Annotated in this window: 25 protein-coding genes and 1 tRNA gene; 7 read left to right on the forward strand and 19 right to left on the reverse strand. The window is 50.4% G+C overall.

Annotated elements, in window-relative coordinates; translation table 11 throughout:
- Positions 1-50: 50 nt before the first annotated feature.
- From GS646_RS19590 to tcuB, 3 genes are read left to right on the forward strand one after another with little or no spacing between them, the layout of a single operon-like run.
- Positions 51-731 (forward strand): GntR family transcriptional regulator, encoded by a 681-nt coding sequence (locus GS646_RS19590; RefSeq protein WP_171647247.1) that lies wholly within the window; start codon positions 51-53, stop codon positions 729-731.
- Positions 732-742: 11 nt separating this feature from the next.
- Positions 743-2137, forward strand: a complete 1395-nt coding sequence (gene tcuA, locus GS646_RS19595; protein ID WP_171647245.1) for an FAD-dependent tricarballylate dehydrogenase TcuA — start codon at positions 743-745, stop codon at positions 2135-2137.
- Positions 2127-3194: a tricarballylate utilization 4Fe-4S protein TcuB gene (gene tcuB / locus GS646_RS19600; RefSeq protein ID WP_171647243.1), complete on the forward strand. Its 1068-nt coding sequence runs from the start codon at positions 2127-2129 to the stop codon at positions 3192-3194. The genes tcuA and tcuB overlap by 11 nt, the downstream gene beginning before the upstream one ends.
- Before the next feature lie 7 nt (positions 3195-3201).
- Here the strand turns inward: tcuB and GS646_RS19605 are convergent, their stop codons facing one another.
- From GS646_RS19605 to GS646_RS19620, 4 genes are all read right to left on the reverse strand, one after another.
- Positions 3202-3969: a LuxR family transcriptional regulator gene (locus GS646_RS19605; protein WP_171185521.1), complete on the reverse strand. Its 768-nt coding sequence runs from the start codon at positions 3967-3969 to the stop codon at positions 3202-3204.
- Positions 3970-4190: 221 nt separating this feature from the next.
- On the reverse strand, positions 4191-4517 hold the full coding sequence (locus GS646_RS19610; protein ID WP_171185519.1) for a hypothetical protein: 327 nt from the start codon (positions 4515-4517) through the stop codon (positions 4191-4193).
- Positions 4518-4557: 40 nt separating this feature from the next.
- Positions 4558-5052, reverse strand: a complete 495-nt coding sequence (locus GS646_RS19615; protein ID WP_171675987.1) for a hypothetical protein — start codon at positions 5050-5052, stop codon at positions 4558-4560.
- 112 nt (positions 5053-5164) lie between these two features.
- Positions 5165-5566, reverse strand: coding sequence for a hypothetical protein (locus GS646_RS19620; protein ID WP_171094725.1), 402 nt, complete (start codon positions 5564-5566; stop codon positions 5165-5167).
- Between the two features lie 1880 nt (positions 5567-7446).
- Between GS646_RS19620 and GS646_RS19625 the strand changes: the two genes are divergently transcribed.
- Positions 7447-8352 carry an acyltransferase gene (locus GS646_RS19625; protein WP_171647239.1) on the forward strand — a complete coding sequence of 302 codons (906 nt, stop codon included), beginning with the start codon at positions 7447-7449 and terminating at the stop codon, positions 8350-8352.
- Here the strand turns inward: GS646_RS19625 and GS646_RS19630 are convergent.
- The 14 genes from GS646_RS19630 to GS646_RS19690 form a co-directional block, all read right to left on the reverse strand.
- Complete coding sequence (locus tag GS646_RS19630; protein WP_171647237.1) at positions 8343-9059, reverse strand: sulfotransferase family 2 domain-containing protein; 717 nt, start codon at positions 9057-9059, stop codon at positions 8343-8345. The genes GS646_RS19625 and GS646_RS19630 overlap by 10 nt on opposite strands.
- Positions 9060-10381: 1322 nt before the next feature.
- Complete coding sequence (locus GS646_RS19635) at positions 10382-10648, reverse strand: hypothetical protein (protein WP_171647235.1); 267 nt, start codon at positions 10646-10648, stop codon at positions 10382-10384.
- A gap of 42 nt (positions 10649-10690) precedes the next feature.
- The gene (locus GS646_RS19640; protein WP_171647233.1) at positions 10691-11338 is read right to left on the reverse strand and encodes a hypothetical protein; all 648 of its coding nucleotides are present in this window, start codon (positions 11336-11338) and stop codon (positions 10691-10693) included.
- A 123-nt stretch (positions 11339-11461) separates the two neighbouring features.
- A complete protein-coding gene (locus GS646_RS19645; protein ID WP_171647231.1) occupies positions 11462-11722 on the reverse strand; it encodes a hypothetical protein in 261 nt (86 codons plus the stop codon).
- A gap of 369 nt (positions 11723-12091) precedes the next feature.
- Positions 12092-12451: a hypothetical protein gene (locus GS646_RS19650; RefSeq protein WP_171647229.1), complete on the reverse strand. Its 360-nt coding sequence runs from the start codon at positions 12449-12451 to the stop codon at positions 12092-12094.
- Positions 12452-12460: 9 nt separating this feature from the next.
- The gene (locus GS646_RS19655) at positions 12461-12655 is read right to left on the reverse strand and encodes a hypothetical protein (RefSeq protein ID WP_171647227.1); all 195 of its coding nucleotides are present in this window, start codon (positions 12653-12655) and stop codon (positions 12461-12463) included.
- 11 nt (positions 12656-12666) lie between these two features.
- Complete coding sequence (locus GS646_RS19660; protein WP_171647225.1) at positions 12667-12996, reverse strand: hypothetical protein; 330 nt, start codon at positions 12994-12996, stop codon at positions 12667-12669.
- A gap of 251 nt (positions 12997-13247) precedes the next feature.
- The gene (locus GS646_RS19665; protein ID WP_171647223.1) at positions 13248-13589 is read right to left on the reverse strand and encodes a LapA family protein; all 342 of its coding nucleotides are present in this window, start codon (positions 13587-13589) and stop codon (positions 13248-13250) included.
- Between the two features lie 65 nt (positions 13590-13654).
- A complete protein-coding gene (locus GS646_RS19670) occupies positions 13655-13954 on the reverse strand; it encodes a hypothetical protein (RefSeq protein WP_171647221.1) in 300 nt (99 codons plus the stop codon).
- Positions 13955-13997: 43 nt separating this feature from the next.
- Positions 13998-14432 (reverse strand): hypothetical protein, encoded by a 435-nt coding sequence (locus GS646_RS19675; protein ID WP_171647219.1) that lies wholly within the window; start codon positions 14430-14432, stop codon positions 13998-14000.
- Positions 14433-14534: 102 nt separating this feature from the next.
- Positions 14535-14663, reverse strand: a complete 129-nt coding sequence (locus GS646_RS23135; RefSeq protein ID WP_256368585.1) for a hypothetical protein — start codon at positions 14661-14663, stop codon at positions 14535-14537.
- A 15-nt stretch (positions 14664-14678) separates the two neighbouring features.
- The gene (locus GS646_RS19680; protein ID WP_171647217.1) at positions 14679-14978 is read right to left on the reverse strand and encodes a hypothetical protein; all 300 of its coding nucleotides are present in this window, start codon (positions 14976-14978) and stop codon (positions 14679-14681) included.
- Positions 14979-15186: 208 nt separating this feature from the next.
- On the reverse strand, positions 15187-15696 hold the full coding sequence (locus tag GS646_RS19685) for a hypothetical protein (RefSeq protein WP_171647215.1): 510 nt from the start codon (positions 15694-15696) through the stop codon (positions 15187-15189).
- A gap of 48 nt (positions 15697-15744) precedes the next feature.
- A complete protein-coding gene (locus GS646_RS19690; RefSeq protein ID WP_171647213.1) occupies positions 15745-16092 on the reverse strand; it encodes a hypothetical protein in 348 nt (115 codons plus the stop codon).
- 490 nt (positions 16093-16582) lie between these two features.
- Here GS646_RS19690 and GS646_RS19695 point away from each other — a divergent pair, with 490 nt between their 5' ends.
- Positions 16583-17251 (forward strand): thermonuclease family protein, encoded by a 669-nt coding sequence (locus GS646_RS19695; protein ID WP_171678537.1) that lies wholly within the window; start codon positions 16583-16585, stop codon positions 17249-17251.
- Between the two features lie 482 nt (positions 17252-17733).
- The gene (locus GS646_RS19700; RefSeq protein WP_171647209.1) at positions 17734-17943 is read left to right on the forward strand and encodes a hypothetical protein; all 210 of its coding nucleotides are present in this window, start codon (positions 17734-17736) and stop codon (positions 17941-17943) included.
- A gap of 290 nt (positions 17944-18233) precedes the next feature.
- Here the strand turns inward: GS646_RS19700 and GS646_RS19705 are convergent.
- Positions 18234-18318 (reverse strand) — tRNA-Leu (locus GS646_RS19705).
- Positions 18319-19015: 697 nt separating this feature from the next.
- Between GS646_RS19705 and GS646_RS19710 the strand changes: the two genes are divergently transcribed.
- The gene (locus GS646_RS19710) at positions 19016-19438 is read left to right on the forward strand and encodes a hypothetical protein (protein ID WP_171185511.1); all 423 of its coding nucleotides are present in this window, start codon (positions 19016-19018) and stop codon (positions 19436-19438) included.
- The last annotated feature ends 1 nt before the right edge of the window (position 19439 follow it).

The following is a 19439-nucleotide window of genomic DNA, read 5'->3' on the forward strand; positions in this document are numbered from 1 at the left end:
TATGTATCCAAGTGTATACAAGTGCACGCAAAGAAGCAAGAGAGCTCGTGATGACGATCCAGGACGCCGCCTTACAGCCCGGTCCACAAGGCAATTCCACGTACCAACGTCTGCTGGAAGAGATTCGCGATGGAGCGCTTTTGCCCGGCGACCGCCTGCGCGAGATTGAACTGTCCGAGCGTCTGGGTGTCAGCCGAACCCCCGTGCGCGAGGCGATCCGACAGTTAGAGGCGGACGGATTGGTCACGCATGTCCCACGACAGGGCGCGACTGTGCGCAGTCTGGACTATGCCGAAGTGATGGAATTGTACGAAATGCGCGCGGTGCTGGAGGGCACTGCGGCACGACTGGCGGCCCGTTCGGCGTCGGACATAGAGCTGGATGAGTTGGACATATTGAATGACCGGCTTGCCGAGGCGGGCACGGGTCCTGACGCAGCTCAGATCAACAGGGTTTTTCACGCCACGCTTCTGGATGCCGCCAAGAATCGGTTTTTGGCCAAGTCAATGTTGTCTTTACAAAAGGCGCTTCTGATCCTGGGGCCTTCGCAATTGTTGGACAGCGAGAGAGCAGCGGCAGCGGTGACCGAGCATCGGCGCATCATGGCCGCACTGAAAGCCCGTGATGGTGCTTCGGCTGAAACCGAAATGCGCGCACATATTCAGGCTGCACAGCGAATGCGGATTCGTGCGTTGCAGGAACGCGACCGTTCAATCGACGAAAATCAGTAGGCAGATAGATCATGGCAACCCAAACCGAAGCTTACGATATTGCCGTGATTGGCGGAGGAAACGCGGCTCTGTGTGCGGCAATGACGGCGGCCGAGGCCGGTGCCCGTGTTCTGATCCTTGAGACGGCTCCAAAACCTTATCGCGGGGGGAACTCGCGCCACACGCGTAATTTTCGTTGTATGCATCATGGGCCTTTGGGCCCTTTGGTCGACGCCTACAGCGAGGACGAATACCTTTCGGACCTGCTCAAGGTCACTTATGGGAAAACCGACGAACATCTGGCCCGGCTGGCCATACGAACGTCAGAGGAATGCCTGCCGTGGATGGAGGAGAGGGGGGTTCGCTTTCAACCGTCTTTGTCAGGAACACTCTCGCTTGCGCGGACAAACGCGTTTTTCATGGGCGGCGGCAAGTCTTTGGTGAATGCGTATTACAGGACAGTGGCGGGTCTGGGCGTCGATGCGCTGTATGAGGCCGCTGTGACGCATTTAGAGCTGAATGGCGATCAGATCGAATGGGTGGACTATACCTATGAAGGCCAGTCTCATCGCATCACTCCAAAGGCTGTCATCGTTGCCTCAGGTGGATTCCAGGCCGACACCGATTGGCTGACCCGCGCATGGGGAGAGCCCGCGAAGAACTTCCTGATCAGAGGGACCCCATATAACCGAGGCGTTGTTTTGGCCGATCTTCTGGATCAAGGTGTTGAAAGTGTCGGGGACCCCACACAGTGCCACGCCGTCGCCATTGATGGGCGTGCGCCGAAATTCGACGGGGGTATCGTGACCCGTCTGGACTGCGTTCCGTTTTCCATCGTTGTGAATAAGAACGCCGAACGGTTTTATGATGAAGGTGAGGATGTTTGGCCCAAACGGTACGCGATCTGGGGTCGTCTGGTGGCGGCGCAAGCGGACCAGGTTGGCTTCGTTATCATTGACGCAAAATCGCTGAACTTATTCATGCCGTCCGTTTTTCCGCCGCTGAAGGCGGACACGTTGGAAGAATTAGCCGCGAAGATGAGCCTTCCGGCAGATAAGCTGACAGCAACAGTTGCCGAGTTCAACGCAGCCTGCGGCGACACCAGCGGCTTCCATCCAACCGAATTGGACGGCGTCGCGACCTCGGGCTTGACCCCACCCAAGACCAACTGGGCGCGCCCGATCACGGAGCCTCCGTTTTATGGCTACTCACTGCGAACTGGCGTGACCTTCACCTATCTCGGGCTGAAAGTCGACGATACAGCGCAGTGTTCGACCCCGAACGGCAAAATCAAGAACCTTTGGGCGGCTGGGGAAACCATGGCCGGGTCGATTTTGGGGCAGGGGTATCTGGCAGGGTTTGGGATGACCATCGGAACCGTTTTCGGACGCATCGCAGGACGTGAGGCCGCCACTTATGCAAACTGAATTGATACAGGAAGCCCGCAGACAGGCCGAGATTTGTAATGCTTGCCGGTATTGCGAAGGGTATTGTTCGGTCTTCCCGTCACTCCACGCGGAACGCGCTTTCTCGGACGGGAACATTACCCAACTTGCCAACCTTTGCCACAATTGCCGCGGTTGCTACTATGCCTGCCAGTACACAGCCCCACACGAGTTCGACCTGAACCTGCCCAAAGCCTTGGCCGAGGTGCGGAGGGACAGTTGGGAAAGCTTTGCATGGCCGCAGCCGCTGGCGCGCCGGTTCCATACGCAAGGCGGAGTTATCGCCTTGGCGCTTGTGATTGGATTTGCCCTGTTGTTCTGGGCTATCCGCGCCATCGGGTCCAGCGGAGGCGAGGGGTTTTACGCCGTCCTGTCCCACAATGCGATGGTCGCAATCTTTGCGCCCGCTTTCCTGCTGCCTCTGTTCAGCATAGCCATCAGCCTCAGGCGCTATTGGGCCGAGGTTGGCGGCAAACCGATTCAAATCTCTGACCTGACAACTGCTTTCAAACGCGCAGGCAAGATGCAGGATTTGGCTGCAGGCCATGGTGAGGGCTGCAATTTCGAGGATGAAGACCGGTTCAGCCAGGGCCGACGGCACATTCACCACGCCATCATGTATGGGTTCCTGCTGTGCTTTGCGTCGACCTCGGTGGCGACGGTCATGCATTACGGCTTTGGTCTGCACGCACCCTACAGTTTCTGGTCTTTGCCCAAGTTGTTCGGGATTTCCGGTGGGATTCTTCTGACACTCGGGTGTGGCGCAATGGTGCTTCTCAAGCGAAAATCTGACCGAAATCTTGGCGACCCGTCGGCATGGGGCGGCGATATCGCCTTCATCCTGCTGCTTGGCTTCGTAGGATTTAGCGGATTGGTTCTATACGCCCTTGGCTCAACGACTCTAATGCCCCAGCTGCTCGCGATCCATCTGGGTTCGGTTCTGGCGTTCTTCCTGCTGACACCATACACCAAAATGGCGCATGGGTTCTATCGTCTCGCGGCACTTGTTCGGGATGCCCAAAGGAAGCGAGGTTCTTAGTTTCAACTTACGGCTCGATGACACCATAGATTAACGCGCGCGACACTGCATGCGCTCTGTTGCGCGCATTCAAGCGTTTAGCCGCATTCTTTATGTGCAGTTCGATTGTTTTGTCCGCAACGGACAGCTTGAAAGCGATTTCCTTGTTGGTCAGACCAGCGGCAACCCACAGCAAACACTCTTTTTCGCGGGAAGAGAGCGGAAAAAACTGCCGCATCATATCGCCCTCTTGCACTCGGGAATGAAACAGCATGGCGATGCTTTCAATCAGCGGCGTTGCGCGCGCAACAATCTTGTCCCCTTCTTTGTCGTTTTCAGCGTCAAAACACACGCCTGTCCCGCCCAGTTTCCAGTTCGATGCATCCCGAACGGGAACAGTAATTCCGTAGGCCATTCCAAACTCTTTCATAGAATTCAGAAAGAAATCCGATTTTTCAGTCTGGTACTTTTTTGCGCGGGGGTCTCGCCACGAGATCGGTCGGTAATCTTCGGTCAACGCATATTGAGCAAATGGGTCGTGATCAATGTAGCCCTCGTCAAGGTACAGCTTGTTGAACTCTTCAACATGAGACGACATCGCGACAACCTCGGAAGCAATCGAACGGCCAACAGTCTTTGGGAAAAAGCCATAAACTGCGCTCTTTACTCCGAGTTGAGACAAAGTGTCGGAATAGTGTGACCAAGCAAGATCAACGGTTGCTGCATTTGACAGCTTTTCAGAAAACTCAAGAAGATTACTTGTTCTTTCTTTGTCGATATAAGTAATTCTTTTCATTTCGCACTTAACAAATACCACTCACCAATGCCGTTTATCTTGGCGTCGAAATGATCAGTCCGTCAAGTTATTTAGATCAAAGGGAAATCGCCGAAGTTGCACACACACGTTCGCGCAAAATGATAACAATGCGCAGCCAAGTGGCGCTTCGATTTGCTGTACCCGCTGACAAAAGGCGAAGATTGCAAAACTACGTAAATTTTTCAAAGGCTGGCAGAATGTCAACTGCCGCACTGTTTCTTTGTCTTGCTTTCAAAGTTCAGCAAAATCATAGATAAGGCCGCCATATCGAGAAACCCTTCAAATCCAGCCTCTTTTCGAAGCCTTTCGGCTTCGACCTGGTCTCCTTTTGCACCAGCCATGACAATGGCAAAAACTTCCTCATCAAGATCGGTTTTGGCCAGTTCGTATTGACATGTACAATACCCCTTCGAGCTTGCCCCCATTTTTAGGCAAAAATCAACAAATGCAGACTTGTCTCGGTCTCCCCAACACCCGGCAAGCACTAGAGCCACAGATGGGATGGCCATAAACCTAACGATCTTCATAGTTATCCTCGCTTGTCCAAGCGTTCTTAAATCCAAAGTCTCAGTTCTCATAAACAACGGCTTCTGCACAGTCTTCTTCGCCGATGCGACAGCTTATGTCCGTTAAGTGAACCTCGAATGAGGCTTCGCAAGCTTGTTTCGGGAACTCCACAAACAAGGTGCTTTTCCCGCTGGGCAGGTCGACATAGCGCACATGGTCGGATCTTGAGTAGGCGTTACGCGGACCACCTGTCCATTTATCCCTGAATATATCGTACTTAGGTTCCTGTGCCGCCAGAGGGTCCATTACAGTGACCTCAAAGCCCAGGTGGTGAATGATTTCTGAATTGCCGTTTTCCAGCTCAAATCGCACAGCGCAATTCTCGAGGCTCATACCAAATAAAGAGCTGCTGCTTTTCACCGAACCAATATGGCGCAACGAGATTTCTTTGGGCTTGCAGGCCGCCAAAAAAATGAATGAAAAGAGTACGGCGAAACCGATTTTTGTCCGAACGCCAAACACTTGGCACAGGCTCCTGTTCCTATAGCTGTCCACTATGTTGCTCCTTGATGCTACTGCCTGAAGCAGTGCCCTAGAAACCGGGAACTATCGGTATGCAAGTTCCAAAATCCTGGCGCTGCACTGTTTTGGCAGGGCAGGGCTGCATTTAGCGCGTCATGTTTGACAACACGCCTTTTGAGCGGATTTGGCTAAAGATGACGAATATCGGTACAATGATACCAATCGCGGCGACATACTGTAAAAATGTGAACCAAATTCCAAAGCCTACAGTTGATCGCCGAACGTTGATAAAGCCAGCCCCGGCAACCAGCGCAACAGTAGCAATCTTCAGAACCAATGCATTTGTAGGATCATAAGTTTCGGAGTTCGGGTTGCTCATCAAAGCGCCAAACAACAATGTTCCAAGGCTGAGGACAACCAAAACAAATGTCCAATTAAAAACCATGTTGAAGCCGTAGATTTCCCTGGCTTTTTTGGCTTGGTTCATCAGTATGAAAATTGAGCCCAATACAAAGGCAATAACCAATAACACATTAAAAGCTTCCATGAAGCTTGGTCTCCTTTCGATTTGTTACGCGAAACCTTGCACTTAGGTGCCGCCACGCATTGGATTGAATGCTGGTATTAAAATCGCGCAATCGACAAAGTCGAAGAATATAGGAATTTCCCTAGGTTGGTGCGAAACCTCTTAGTCTTCGCATCGGAGCCGTTGTCCAAGACAAGCCACTGGTAGCACGACGTTTTACCGATTTGCTTCGGCTTACAAGGGTGAGGTCTGGATTGTGAGCCGCGGTTGGAATCCCGTGGCGAAGACCTCAGAACAATTAGGATCGAATTCACGAACTCAACGGTATAATCAAGATTATGTTAAATATGGTGCGGGTGGAGGGACTTGAATTCCTTTTCCGATACGTTCTTTGCTGTTCCGGCGTGTTTAATAAAAGGGATAAAACATTGTAAAAATATATATTTAACTTTCCAGTTTGTTCCAAAGTACTCTGTTAAATACAAGATATAGAAGTGGGACTAAAAGTTGGACCAATATGCGAGTCAGGCACTTCGGTGCAGGAAATAGCGCGGCTTCACTATGGAAATGATCATGTCTGTAGTCATGGTGATTACTTGACGTTAGGCCATGCCGGGTGTGCAAAGTTCAATTTCGTCTCGGGCCACTTCGGCATTCAATTTGCACGTCCTTTGATGAGGGAGAGATACAGCTTTACATTCCTAAGAGACCCTGTGGACAGGATCATTTCAATGGACCGGTTTCTCTCGAGACAACAGGATGAGAGCAACAAGCTCGTTCCTATAGCCAGAAATCACGACATCAAGGAATTCTTGAATTATGTTGATGATCTAGAGTTTGCTCAGCGACTGTGGAATACGCAAACTTGGGAACTTCATTCTGGATGGCCTAGTTGTGAAATGCTTTAGGATCCAGGAAACCATATTGTCAAAGATCCAAGAGTAATAAATCCCGACAATCTTCTGGAGGGAGCCCGACAAAACCTTAAAGAGTTCAATCACATCGGTTTTGTTGAAAGTTTTGAAAATAACATCCAGGCAGTTTTTTCTGATCTGGGTGCACCAAATATTACTGTGCCCTATAGCAACGCATCCCCACCAGTTGAGAATGAAGTTGATAGCAAATCATTGGCGCTCATTAAAGAAATTACGGCTTTGGATCACGTGATAGTCGAGGATGCAAGGAAGTTGATGCAAGCAAGATACTCATCGCCCTACTGAACACTTTGTCTCGTCGCGCACATGTACTGCAAACCCTAGTTGTAAGGATACCCAGTTCGTTTGTTCAGCTTTCATGCCTATAGCCCAGTAGCCTTCCGACAGCCAACCACTGCGAAAATAACCAATGCCGGTGTTTGGCTGCAGGCTACTAAAGGCTTGAAAGTCGTCGGCGTCAGCTTTGTCCCGTATGGATGGCTCCTGAAAAGCAAGAACTTTTGGGGTGATTGGCATTTGTCAGAAGCGGTCTTGTGTCCGGCCTGTTCGCGCGGTGTATGCGACCGCTGGCCCTGATGGGTGCCACGACCCAAGTACCCAACCGCGCGATTTGCCCAATTAACCAACTTGACTAGACAAGGCCTTCTTGGTTGTTAGTGCACGGACCCCGTCAGAGAGAAAGATCTTGAGTCGATTGCCAAAAATAAACCTCTTTAACACGCTTGGCGACGACCGCCCCACACCTTCTAACCCAGCGGCAGGCGGCACAATGCCGGCGCTTCTGGGGCTAAGGGGTTTGGCAGCCGTTTCGGTTGTACTGTTTCACATAAACCGGCAAATCAAGATCGACGTGCCCGACTGGCTCTGGTTTGTAACAACCCATTTCGGACACGGTGTGTTTCTCTTCTTCGTTCTTAGCGCGTTCTCTCTTTCCTACACCAATGTTCGGCGGATCGGGCAACCGAATTGGCTGGTTCAGTATGCGATCAAACGCTTTTCCGGATCGCCCCACTGTTCTATGCGGTTCTGGCTTCGGAATTGCTAAGGCAGTATCTGAGCGCTGGTCGCATTATCTCACCCGACTGGCAAATCTTTGCCAACATTACTTTCACCTTCGGGTTGGTTCCGCACGCGTCGATGGTTTGGGCTGGATGGACGGTTGGGGTTGAGATGCTATTCTATGCAGTTTTTCCATTTCTGCTGATCGCCTTGACAGGAACTAACCGGGCAATATTGCTACTTATCGTGGCATTGGCCGTTAGCCTCGTATCCCGAATCATTATTGGAAACATCGATCTTGATACTGGGCGTTCTCCCCCTTGGGCTTATTTCTCCTTCCAGTCAAACCTTTGGTTTTTTGCGCTTGGAATGGTCACGTTCTTCTTTATCAACTGGCACACCCAACTAGAGACAATTGCTCACCGAACCGTCTCAATCTTTGCGGGTATCTCGATCGCGATACTGCTATGGGTTTCCGAAGCCCTTCGTTTTGTTCCCGATTGGCGGATCGTGCGGCCAGACCTGTTGGTGTTTGGCATCATTTTCGCGATTTTAACCGCTTGGCAATATCTGCGTCCCAGCTGGCTTCTTTCGAACGGCCTAATGAGATATCTCGGCGATCGCAGTTTCAGTATCTATCTTTGTCATCCAGTCTTCCTGTTCTATTTCCGCGACCAGATTTACATGATCCACGATTTCTTCGTGTCTCGACTCGGTTCTCCCGCATTCCTTGTGACAAGTTTGACAGTCATGATCTGCCTCATGGCGATTGTGGAAGTCACGTTTCGTGCCATTGAATTGAATGGTTTGCGGCTGTCCTCAATGGCCTCGCGGGCAGTGAGCAGGAAACCTCGAGCCACCAATCAACCGTAGGCCTTAACCGCCCGAGCGCCCTCATAAAGCTGCCGGTCCAATGCCGTCATCTCTTCGATTGCCGCCCGCGTTTCCCCGTCCAGAACCATTGCGGTCGAAGACGAGGCGTTCGAATGCGGCACCTCGATCTCGCCTGCACCTAGGTCCCTGAAGATCTTTCGGATATCGCTGTCGAAACTATCGGCGAATCCGACATAATCGAACAGGGCGAGATTGGCCCGCGCACCCTCAAGCAGGCTGTCTTCGTCTTGATCGATGAAATTGGTAATGTACTTTCCGTCCTTGTCCTGTCCCATGTCGTACGAGACCCAGCCGTGATAAAGCTGCCAGACTTGGTGGTTCCAGATATGCGGTGCAAATTCGGGCTCCTTCGCCCGCGTAACGAAACCCTTCAGATCATGGCTTTTCGCAACTTCCGCAAGCTTGCTTTTATCGGCATCCTGCTTTGACAAGAATGAATAAAGTGACACAATCCGCGAAACTGGGTCGCGTAGAAACGTAAAGGTATACCTGCCTTCCAGAAGCGGCTTGGCGAAGGCGACACCAAAATGGCCGGAAACAAAATCGTAAGCCTCGCAGCCGGCACGCCCGATTGTCAGGAAGTCGCCATGACTACAGACCGCGTCGTTCCCGTACACGGCGCGCGCCATCTCCTGAACCGATGTTCCGGCAGTCTTCTGGATGTGAAGAAAAAGTGCAGGTTGCATTTGGGATCTTCCCTCGTCTTATTGATGGTTAGTGACTCTTGATGTTGTGGCAACCGCTCACACCCGCAAGTTAATTGCGATCTGAGCCGTCTTACACCGAAGGTACCGCCGTGAACCTTGTCACTACCACTGCGGGATGACAAGGCAGGCGAAGCTGGAACCGCGCGTGTCGCGCTGGCCGAATCGTCTGAAATCGTGGCTTAGGTTTCCGCATGCTAAGTCACGACACCTTGAGGCTGCTGGGATCTCCTCAGTGTTAACCAGTTCGGCAACTTCTTGAGGTTCTTCAATACGCAATTTGGTCATCCCTCGTTTGCAGCATAAAAGAGCAAGCGATGGACGGCAGTTTGGTCCGCAAAGGAGACGTTCAAGCAGGTCGCCGCGAATGTCCATAACGCAGGACTTAAACCTGGTATTTCCTAATATCCGCTTTGGCGCCTCGTACATCCGTTGGCAGGCGGCAACATGCGCCATTCCAGAGTAATAGTTAGTGACTAATCCAAATTTCACCATTCGGTGAAGTGCAAACAACTACCGTTACACCCTGATGGAGTTCTCGAAGACTTGTGAGCAGCTCACTCCAGGGCTCATTGCTGATTTTACCGACAATCCGCAGACTACGGCGAGACTAAGGTTGGCCTGTTAGTGGGGCCGACAACAACTGGTTTCAACTAAGTATCTAATATGTATTAAATTTATTCAATTCTTTGGTGCGGGTGGAGGGACTTGAACCCCCACGCCTTGCGGCGCCAGAACCTAAATTTCACGCGGATCTTTAAAAATCAGGGGCTTAGCTGGGAAATTTCCCAAGACATAGCGTGAACAAAACCAGAAACTGGGAAACAGGAGTAAACAGGATGGAAGCATTGCCAGTAGATAGAATTTCAAAGCCCGCAGAAGAGTTTGACGCTGCCGTTGAAAGGTTCGAGGCAGCGCTATTGGAGTCCAGTGCATATATGCCAGCTATGGCAACTAGATTACGGCTCATCGCGGATGAATTGGCTGACCGCTACCCAGACCCTTCTAACGGTGGCGAAGACCGACCGTCTTGGTAGTTAGCCGTCCACCCCCTCTGACTGCCGATAAGGGTTCACATCCTTGTAAAACGACAGGCTGGGCTTGAACTGGTCTGACCTTCCCCCTGCCCCGCATTTTGAACACTTCACTGGATACCGGCGTGCTTTCTTGTGCGCCTCAATAGCGCGTGGATCACGGGTTAATCCTGTGTGGTCGCAAAACGGACATGTGAGATAGACGACGTGCATCGCACAGATATGAGGCAGGCAAGCCGAGGCGGCAAGCCTCCATACTGTAAGTCTTTTTCACTGGTTTTCTGACAACACTGATATGAAGCCCTCTTCAATTTCTGAGAACCAATGGTCACGTTCTTCGTCGTACTGATAGATCTTCATATTTCTTGTAGTTACGGCGTCCTTATTGATATCCAGAGCCGCGTGGTCGATCCATTCCAAGATAAGTGAATCCGTGTGTTTCGAATGGAATTCGCGCCACTCTTTAACGGCCTCCCTAGCTCCCTCAGGAAAAGCGCGCGCAACCGCCTCTGGTAACATTAGTACAGCGAAACGCATCGTAAGCCTCCTGATCGTTGTCCAACGTGACACTAGACTACTCTAAGAATGGCCTAACGAGAATTCCTCGTAAAGAAGCGCTCCGACTCCGTCTTCGGGTGTGCGACTTATCCGAGTAAAGTATGCTTTTCCGGGATAGTCCTTTGGGAGACCTAGTTTCAGCGGCCCTGTAATCGCAAGGTCAAGTTTTTCCTTTGGGGTTAGTTTTTCTTGAGCAGAAGCTACTGCAAAAAGCATGCTTTTCTTGAACATAACAGCGGGTATGTCCGAATAGTGGATTTTAGCATGGTGAGGCATGTGAAGTTTCTGACCGGGAAGACGGTAGGAGAACTCCACGACAGTTTTCATATCTGGAGCTGGAGCTTCTATCCACTTTATTTCGGAGAGTTTTCGTGGCGACTCTTCAACTATCGGAGGAAGGGGATTGTTTAGCTTACGGAAAAAGAACCTGAAAGCTATGAATCTGTCTTGTATTAATCTTGGAGGGCTCAGATTAGTCCTTTCACCCGAGGGATCGCGAAAATGGCACTGTCCAGAGACGTGAAAAGAAATGTGAAAATCGTTCCCAAGTTCCTTATGGGGCATTAGCATCACATCACCTTTTTTTCTGCTGACCACCACGCGCCAAATCGGGGTCAACGGCTTTTTTGGCGAGCCGAAGCAAAAACGATAGGTCTTGTTTTTTGCCATTTCAATCTAACCCCTGTGCCCACTGGCACGTATTTCCTCCATCAGCTCGCACAACTTTAGGCGCTCGATCAAAGCGACCTGTCTTTCAAGATTTGCCAATGCTAACGGATTCATGGTCGCTCCTTATTGTTGAGTTTCCGGCAGTGGTGCTTCCCGAGAAACTTGATGCTCCATTGGAGGGCACCATCCAATCGCAGACCATCGAAGATCACATCCCCAGGACCACACTTGCACCGCCACGCCAATAACCGCAGCCCCTACGGCGAGAATGCCGAAGAAGCGTTCAACGCCTGCCAGCCGTTGAATTTGCTGGGTCACTACCCTCCGTCCGCGCCAGTACAGGTTTCCGTCGTCGTCCAGCCCGATCGAGTCTAGATCGTCCATGGTAATGCTGCGAACGCCTTCCGGCCAATTCGATCGGTTGGGTAAGCTTCGATTTTCTACCACCAGCCAGCTCCCTTCTTACCTACAGGCAAAGAAACAAGTGTATCGTTGTGCCGTTGTCGTAGTCCGGTCTCGAACTTGCGTATTCCGGCACCTTTCCAGCTGTCCCACAGATGCGAGCTGCCTCACTTCGTATTTCTGGCAGACTAGCATCTGGTTCATCAAAAAGGGTCGACTGTTGGATTTCAACGCTGTCACCATTGAAGCCAATGACCATTGGAGCCGGTTCCGCGCAACCGATCAAACCAACCGTAAGCAACCAAGGCAATGCGTGCCGTAGTCTAAATTTCATGCAAAGACTCCCATTTGTTATCTGCAACTTAGAGAAAATAGATCGTGCTCATGAACAGTCTTAAGTTCAGCACTGCAGTCCAGCCCGATCAAATTCAAGGCTCCTGCCAAAACCGACATGATTAAAAATTCTATGATACCCAAGATGAGCGCCGGAAGCCCAACGGCAGCCAAGCAAATGATATAGACACTTGATCGAATAACAAAATTGAAGAAGTCGTACATTGTCCATGGGTCGTCGATAACTTCGAAACTTTCTGCCTTTCGGTAAAATAGCCACTCACCAAAATCAAAAACCGACCACAGTAAAAATGACAGTATCCCGGGCCCAAAAACCAGCAACACCGCAATCGAGCCTGCCCACAATAAGCGATTCAATCATTTCTCCTATTTGTCGTCTAAAATATCAAAGAAGAGCCACAGCACGACCATAGAGCCGAACGGTGACCAGAAAACCGATACGATCCACCACGGCCAAGGGCTGTGGCCCCGATCCTTGGCCATCTCTCCAACTGCCCAAAAAATCAGACAGAACAGCAAAACACCAATCAACAAAAGGATCAGCGGCAGACCAACTTCCATACCAATCCTCCTTATTGTGGACTTCCATTTGCTAGCCACCACTGCAAAGCAGCGCCAATAACAGCCCCTATGACAACGCCAGCTATACCTATAATGCCGGATCGGGTCGTTGTCGCTTTCGCAAGATTTTCGGTGGCGACCGTGGCTCGGCGATCTAGCTCAAATTGGGCCAGCGCCATTTTCCTTCGAGTGTCTGGAAGCGCCTTAACTACGGTGTCTCGCTTTACCGTTAACAAATGCAACTCGTAGTCTGGAACGCTTCGCATCTTTGTCAGAGCTTCACTGACGCTTTGCGGCTGATCAAAATCGGTTTCTTGAAAAATCTGTTCTACGCTAGGCACACCAAAACTCCTTTTTGTGTACTTTCTCTACCGCACTTTCGTTCCGCACAAACCGCACTCAACTGACGTCGTGCCAAGGTTCATCATCTCGCCGGAAACGCTGAAACAACCCTCGATTTCATCGACTGAAAAATCCAGACGCTTCATGAACGGATAGTCGTTTTCTGATACGCTCAGTGCCCCCTTTTGACCGCAATTGTTGCACTCTAGAGCAACCGTGTATCTATCTCTTGCTGCCACAACTCCACTCCTTATTGTGAACTTTGAAGTTGCTCGATCTGAAGGCGCAACTTCCTAATCTCAAGTTTGTGGCGTTCTCTTTCTCGCTTGCTTTTTCCTAAACTGACTAGAATTGTCACGATCAGTCCAATACCAGAAACGAACATCCCTAGGATGATTAGAGCAATCTCAGAAAACTGTTCGAACCTTTCGACGTCCTCTAGCGTCATTGAATCCAAAATTTTGTCACCAATTAAATCACCAATAATGTCTCCGGCACCCCATCCGGGGGGCCAAACGTACGACAGTCCCCAGGAACCAATAACCAAAAACAAAACTGAAAACAGAACAACCGCCATCTTCTCTTTGGGCATGCCCCGGACCTCGCTCTTATCTGTCGTCTACAATCTGATTGATCCTGTCTTGATACCACCGAGGATTATCTGCGCACGCCGCCCAATGGCGTGACGTGTGGTCCACGTGATTCAACGGACTCTCTTGCTGTCACTGCATGGGATTTCAAGAAGCCCATGGGCGTCGTATTAGAATATCCCTTTTCCCCTTCGAACCAATCACACACGAATGCGGAAATGACCTTTGCCTCGGATGTCGTGTATCCCGTGACAGGTTTTTCAACGTCGATACCCATCTGAGTGAGTGCCTCTAAAGTGATATCCAAATCTGATGCGTCGCGGCCTAGTTTACGCTTCGCGGCATTAATTGCATCGGTTCGGTTCACGCAACTTCTCCCCATTGTGAACTCTTTTATCGCAATCAAAAATTCAGGAGTCAGATCGAGTTGCGAAGTTGAAGCATGCCGCTTCACATCGGCAGAAACCGTCAGTTACACTGTCATCTAGGATAGTTTCTAATGTCCAATGTACTTCATCTTCTGTAGAAACAGAGCAGGTACAAGCCTGAGTATGGTGCACGGTACCAGCGGTAGCTAGTGTGCAAATTTGCCACTCACCTTCCAGTGCGACTTCATTTGATTGGTTTGTTCGTTCCTGAGGAAAGAACTTGAAGCTAGGCAAGCTATCGTCAATCTGTTGCTGCACGTCTTCAGTTGTGATTGGAGGGCTGACTAAACGATCTGCCACCACCACCAGTACTGATGCAATTGCACCAATGACGGCCACAAAAATCGATCCCCGCACTCCGATGCGCGCTGCCGTAATTGAGGGATGCTGTTCTGAATTGTCGTGAGATTTGTTCAATTTACTTCTCCCAAAGTCCTAAAGCCAATCCTCACATAATACCTCAATTTCTGTAGATTTTCCTATTTTCTTATCCGTCAGGCACACGCCTTCACCGGCCTCCTATTTGTTGACTGTGTAGTAGGGGACGTCCCGATACCAGAAGCCTAGATAACACCAGCGACGCGCGACTTTGCGGGCGGCCTCGAAGGTCATCCCATCAAGATCGTCTGGGTACAGTTCCGGGATCACCAAACGTCCTGCTCCTTATTGTGAACTACCGAAGAACCAATACAAAGCAAGCGCCATGAAAGTCAGAATAATAGCACTGAGCCAAAATGGTGGCGTTGGTTGTGTCGACCGTTGGTTTTTTGATTTATTGTAGATCTCTCTAAGTTTGAGGATTTTTTTACAGTCTGAAACTGGTAGCGTTGAAACTGCAGGATCATCTAGATTTTCAAAAACATATTCACCCGCAAGTGAGAAAAGCGCACGAGCCCCGCCCGACAGAGAGTCGAAAATTTCCTGACCCTCCGGCGGCAATGAGTTGCGAACGTCGTGTCCCAACTTTCAGTTGCTCCTTTAGTTTTTTTGAAAGAACCAGCGCAGCAGCATAGCCCACAAACACCCAACCAAACCCATTGCTGGCAACCTGTACGCTTCAGGGACAGCTGAACCAAAAAACGCGATGAATGTTAGCGCGAGCAGGCTAACAAACGCGGCCACCCAAAAAATGTAAAGTAAATTAAACACTTAAGTTTCTCCTTTTTGTGATCTACAAATTACGTTCAACGAACGCCCGCTCGACAGAAACCGCTAATTGATCCAACGATGACGCGAACAACTCCACAGATGCGTTTAGAGAATGTTCTAAGCGAACCTTCTCTCCCCCGATCATTGCAATGAAACCCGTTGTGACAGTGAGCAGCTGTCCATTCACTATCAAGGGTTTGTCATTAACCGTGATGAATGTTGCCTTCGGTTTTTGTATATCCCCTGCCTTCAGCCCAGGTTCAGCGTGCACGTTGGTAACTTCAGCGTGCTTTTGAGCTAAAGCGACGCAATAGATCGGGTGAAAATCAGGACATAGCCGAATGATCTCATCTCTCGTGGCTTCAATGTGCCTTCTGTTCACTTTTGTATCGGGCCGGAGATCATTCGCGATGTAGTCAACCATGTGATACGTCGTCGTCAAAGCTGCATAAAAATTGGCAATAGAATTGTTTTCTGTGAAAGCTGAATGCAGAGGCGTTACCACATTCAGAAAATAGTCCTGTGCGTTCATTCGTTTTCCTCGCTAAATGCGCTTTTTTGTCGTCTACGTTTCTGGCAGTCAATCACCCTGACTTTCCTTCGGCGTACGCGCACCTGGTCCGGTCGCCTTTATAACCTGATCGCGCACCCAATGGTCTGGCACATCTGCACCTACTATCTCGCGCACCCGATCAACCACGGCGCTGCGCTTCATTTCTGGTGTATGCCATAGTGATACTATGGTTTCGACCTGTTGAGCGGTCGGAACCGGCCAGACAGGCTTAGCGCCCCGGCCTTCCCTCTTTTCCACCTTGACGCCAACTGGCTCAAGCTTGCGCAGATCTCGAATGCTTTCGTCGGTTGGGCAAGTTCTCGGCTCATGGCCGGGCTCTTCGAAGGTCACGCCCCGGGTCGCAATGGCTTTCATGGGCACAACTGGCAACCTGAACGTTTGCCAGGCGGAGCTCGTATTTATCAATGAGTCAACGACACGTACGCTAGTTACTAAAGTATCAATCCGACCGGCAGTGAGCGGCGTACACATATTACCCCGAATACTTTACCCGCGCTTGCTCCTATCCCTCAGCAGTGCGGGTTTTTTCTTGACTGCGGCGCTACGACACGGTGCCGCTACAGGCCACAACGCTAGATCTCTCACACTACCACCCTTCGGGGGGCCCGCGTTGCTCTTGTCCCCTCTAGCTTGCTTGCAGCGCGGGTCTATCAGTGGTGTGGAACATACTCGAAAAACGGCTTGCTTAGAAAGCGAACCAACCAGTTTGGCGTTGCCCAGTTTTCGCTACCTATTCGACATTTATGGCGAATTGACCGAAACTCAAAAGGACTTGGCAGGTTTCGACACGACAGGCACGTCGAAATGCTGTACCCGAACCATCCACGAAACTGGGATCTCAGAATTGAACTGGTTGAACCAACCGATCGTCGTACTCGGTGTGCTTGCCGTGGTCGTCCTTGCAATGTCAATTGTAGGGTCAGGCCTAAGTTACGCCAAACGAAAGAGAGCCGATAAAATCCAAGAAACCACAAGGGGCACGAACGTTGTTTCAATTCGTCCTCAGAAGGCCAAACGAAACATGTGGATACCTCGCTTTCGAAAACCATATCTCGTTTTCTTAGCGATCATGGCATTGCTTATAGGAAGCGTGCTTTTCTCTCCTGCACGATATGCTGAAACTGTCGAATTCAATTCCGGCAACGTTCGCGTGGTAGATGCAGACACTTTGGCTATTGGTAGTACTTTAATCCGACTAAAAGGAATTGCGGCTCCTGAGCGTGGTCACCCAACATTTGCTAATGCGAAAGACTATGTTGGGCGCTTACTTCGAGCTTCGGAGCGCACGGTGTGTGATCTGACCCACGAACGGTCTTTCGGTAGACGTGTTGGGCGCTGCTATTTTGTTGATGAAAGCGGAAACCGTATTGATGTCCAAAGAGAAGTAGTTGCCGAGGGATTTGCGCGCCCCTGTATGCGCTTTGGCGGATGGAGGTACTATTTTGTTGCTTGGCGCAACCATCATGGGCCGCTACCAATGCCCAGCTATTGTTTAGGTTTTTCAATTCACTAGCGTTTCTTGTGAACGATCACTTCGTATGTCGGAGTATCTGATAAAAGGACACCGGGGCACGCATCGCGCATCACTGACAGAGCGGGGGATCGGGATGCAAAAAATACCATCGAGGCAAGCGATCAGTGTAACTGAATGTCGCTGTGGACGAAGCGAGTCCGATTCGCCACCGCGAAGTGTCGAAACAATGAAAATTTCAACAGGCAAGAGACATTTTCGAAGAAATTCGTAACTCTTTGAATAATAAAAACTAAAAAATTCACAGAATTTTTTGGGCGGATAATCGCCAATTCTCGCGGGGCCAAAATCGAGTGATCGGCGGATTATTGACTATTATCTGTTTGGGTTAGGTCCGGAAGTTGCTGTTTCAACCGCTATTCCGCATTCAAGATGTAAGTCCCGGGACGGATCGAATTGGAACCTCACCAACCCGGGACATGGAAATACTTAGTCTTAACAACAACTAAGAAAGCGAGAGCAGTATGCCAGATGATATCAAGCGCGCCCGCGCTGTAGAGAATGTCGCAAAAAGGCGCATAGACATCAACCAAGTACTTTTGATGAGCTATTTGCGGGTGACAATTGGCGATAAATCAATCGTGGTTAATGGCCTGGGCGTAGTAGCGCTAGTCGCAATCGCGGCAATCGCAGCGTTCGTTGTGATCCGCACTGGAATTCTCTCCGGAACCTAAAGTGGGCGAAACGTCGCCCGACCAAACAGGCCGGGCGACGTTTGCTCTGATTTGGGGATTCACAAAAGCGGCCTCGAAAAATGATGCAACAATATGGACCCTAAAAACAAAAAAGCCCGACCACATGGGCCGGGCAGTTCAATACCGAAGGATTAGGGGTTAAACCAGAGCTGTCCTCCTTAGAACAGAACAAGGCCAGAACGTGAATCTGGGAAACAAAGTGGGAAACTGAGATATGCTCAAAGGAGAAGAGGTTTACCGTAGATTGATTTTATCGTTTAAAACCAATATGGTGCGGGTGGAGGGACTTGAACCCCCACGCCTTGCGGCGCCAGAACCTAAATCTGGTGCGTCTACCAATTTCGCCACACCCGCAACCAAGCGCCGTAGCGCCAGACTGGGGCGCTGATAACAAAGCTTGCGTCCGAGTGCGAGAGGTAAATTGGGCTAAATGTGAACTTTGTTGCCTAGATTGTACCATGCCTGTCGCTCTGACTTGGAGCACAAGTAAACAAGGTCGATTTGAAACCCCACAAAGCGACATGAACTAAGTTCACGGAAATTTCTGGTCGCCTTGAGCCGTTTCTTCCATGCTTATTCTTCGCGGGATCCATTCGAAAGCCGCAGTTTTTCGCCATCCTCGCTGACGCGTTTACGTTGAGCGATCAAAGAGAGTGTTTCCTACTTTGGTTTCAGCGGTGAGGCGCAATTCATTCTTGCGAGGCTGACAAATAACTCTCAACACAGTTCCTGAACAGCATTCCATCCAAATTAATGTATACTAGTCAATGATTTAGCAATCTACGCACCACACAACATACTCAAAGGCTCTACATAGTTGCCGACAGCAGGCACGGTAAGAGAAGAAAATTGCTATGCTCGTATGGGTTGAGGTATTCTTTTGCGAGGCTCGCCATGAAGCCGCCACATTTCAACCGCCAAAAAATCTTATTCGCGTCAAAATAAGACCGCCTTGAAGGGTCTTTTTGGTTGAAAGGAGTTAATGAGTCTTTTTCGCCACTTTGGCATCGGTACGAGTTTTCTGCTCAACTCCAGTACAAGGTTTTCTGCTGTGACCGATCTAAACCCTACCGTTGCCGCCGAGCAAGACGCTGTCTTCTTTGCTCGCGAGAGCTTTCTTGGCGAGCTCAAGACACTGAACCGAGATCATCCCAATACTGGCTTTGGCATTTCGCTGCGCACCCACTCGGGTGAACATTATCTTTTGGCGAATGCCAGAATGCCATTACCTGTCGCGAAGTCACATGGGTTTCCCACTGGACGTCGTGTCGCGTGCCTTGAGAACGGTGACCGGTTCAGCTCGATCGAAGTCTTGGCGGATTCCAAAGCTTACGAAACCATTTCCCCGCGTGCCGAGGCCGAGATTCTGGGCAATGCCCTGGATTTGATCGCGCGCATCGACACTCTGACAAGCATCCCTGCGGGGCGCGTGTCGCATGAACCCCAGATTGCTGCTACGGGAACCGGAGGTTAAG

Origin of the sequence: Ruegeria sp. HKCCD4315 (assembly GCF_013112245.1) — a bacterium.
Lineage (GTDB): Bacteria > Pseudomonadota > Alphaproteobacteria > Rhodobacterales > Rhodobacteraceae > Ruegeria.